General features: G+C 39.9%; 1 protein-coding gene. It reads right to left on the minus strand.

Features of this window, described 5'->3' with window-relative positions; translation table 11 throughout:
* Positions 1-2,221 (minus strand): YncE family protein (locus tag KKC46_22145; GenBank protein ID MBU1056505.1); only part of this gene is annotated, 2,221 nt, incomplete at its 3' end.
* Positions 2,222-2,417 lie beyond the last annotated feature (196 nt).

A 2,417-nucleotide genomic window follows, 5' to 3' on the forward strand; every position in this document is an offset into this window, starting at 1 on the left:
ACTCATTACCAGCCTGGTCTTGAACGATAACGGAGATCGTATAATTCCTTCCATCCTTATCTTTTCCTTTTCTCGAAGCCTCGAGCTGAACTACAGTATTAAAATCTGCTATTATTGGCTCGACCTTGCCATATTCATCGATAATTTCGAATGTCTTCGATCCCACGCCGGATAAAATATCCCCTGCTGAACCGTTAATGGTGACATCAACTAACTTGTGATTTGGCGGCCAAAGGATCTCGGGCGCAGTTGTTATCGATGCGACCGGTGGAGTTTTGTCAATATTAAGCGTGAGCGAAGCAGCGGCACGGTTACCAGCTAAATCTATAGTTTCACCATTGATTTGTTGACCTTCTCCCTCGGCAGTTACAACGGCCAGATCGCTAACAGTATCAATGCCTGAGAGGGCATCGCTGGCAACAAAAGCAACTGTTACATCGGTGTTATTCCAGCCACTGACATTGGGTTGAGGTGAAGATTGAGAGGATATGACCGGAGAAGTCTTATCAATATTAAGCGCAACAAAGGTAGAGGCTCTGTTGCCGGCTGCATCCGTGACCTCACCGCCAATTAGTTGATTCTCTCCTTCGGTAGTCACATTAACAGGATCACTAACATTTACTACACCTGAAAGAGCATCCGTAGCTGTGAAATTAACAGTCACATCAGTATTATTCCAGCCATTTGAGTTTGGCTGAGGCAAAACATGTGAAACGATTAACGGAGGTGTTTTGTCTATATTGATCTCCAAAGATTTTGGCTCTTCCGCATTTCCAGAGTTATCTATGGCATAGTAACTGAGAGTAGTTAGGCCTTCGTCATAAATAGGTATTTCTATCGTAGAATCTGAAATTGTTCTTTCTTCATTTACCACTCCAGACAATTCATAATGGAGTTCTTTTATTCCGGAGCCGCCTTCGTTGTCGGTAGCTGTTAGGTTAATAGTTATATTAGTATTATTCCAACCACCCTCATTTGGAGAAGGAGAAACTGAAGCAACGGTTACAGGAGGATCGTTTTTAATAGATACATATACTATTGATGAAGGAAATGAAAAACCCGTGATATTTTTCACTATTGTGTCAGTGGCAACATCTATAACAGAAACTTTATGCGAATTTGGTATTGTGACATAAATATATCTGCCATCCGGAGTCATTATCATCTGGCACGGCTTATTGTCTAAGGCTATATTGTTTACTTCTACGGCATTATTTAAATCGATTACCATGACGCCATAAGACTCCATTTTTAATACATACACATACGAGCTATCCGGACTAAAGATTATGCTCTCAGTATAATTGCCTGAATAGTCCAAAATTGCCTCCCCAATGCTCACCGACCGGTATGAATAATCCTGCAGATTAATTATATATAGCTTCTTATAGTGATCATCTATCACGCAGGCATAAAGGCCGTTTGGGCTGACCGCTATCTTATAAAACTGGCTATATCGGACTTTCAATGTATGGACTATTTGATTGGTCTTCGTATCGATAGTTTGTATATAGCCATAATCATTCCAGTTATTTCTTTGGTTATCATGAGTCATCCCTGCAGCGTATAGGTATCTACCATCAGGACTTTGCGCCATGCCCAGAAATCTTCTTGTGTCAAACTTCACGCTTAAATCACACAACTTTAAATTGTTCTCGACATCGTAGATCCTGATGTAAGAGCTATAAGAATAATGACAATCCGCATAGATATATTTTCCGTCATTTCTAACTGAAATAGCTCTTATCCTGTGCCCACCAAAGTCATATGCCCTAAGTTTCTCAAAGTTGCTGGTATCAAAAGTAAAAAGACCTCCTCCAAACCTGGGCTGCCCTCCTGTCCAGGCTTGATAAGGATTGTACGCCCCGACAAACGCCAAGCTACTATCAGGTGATATTGCAATAGTTTGAACCTTTTTCATATGCTCAAGCATTGGCTTTACTACAATCTGATCGACGTTATCTATAACTAGTGCGTGGCCGTAACTCCTTGCATAAGTTTGAACCCCATCAGGCGAAACAAAAAGCTTCCCTGCCCTATTCACATTTGATATATTTTTAATTATCGCATTGGATTCAATATCAACAACAGAAATATGACAACCTGGGCCCCAATTGCCTACATAAAGACATTCATCAGCTGCTTCTGCAAATGTAAAAGTACTACCCAAATGAACCACCAAAACCATACTTAGTGCAATTATTGCGCTCTTCTTATTCATTGTTCCTCCATGGTTTAATTTTAGACCATACCGTGTATATATTGAAAATTTTAATATAAAATACTTCTACTGTCAAGACCAAAGTTAAGATAATTCAAGGTGGAAAATTTTATTTTCCGAAACGTTAAATTTAATTCCGGAATAAACTTCCCACGGCGTTTGATAATCCAATGACTGATGCAGCCTTTCTGTGTTA

This window comes from Pseudomonadota bacterium, assembly GCA_018817425.1.
Taxonomy (GTDB): Bacteria; Desulfobacterota; Desulfobacteria; order Desulfobacterales; family RPRI01; genus RPRI01.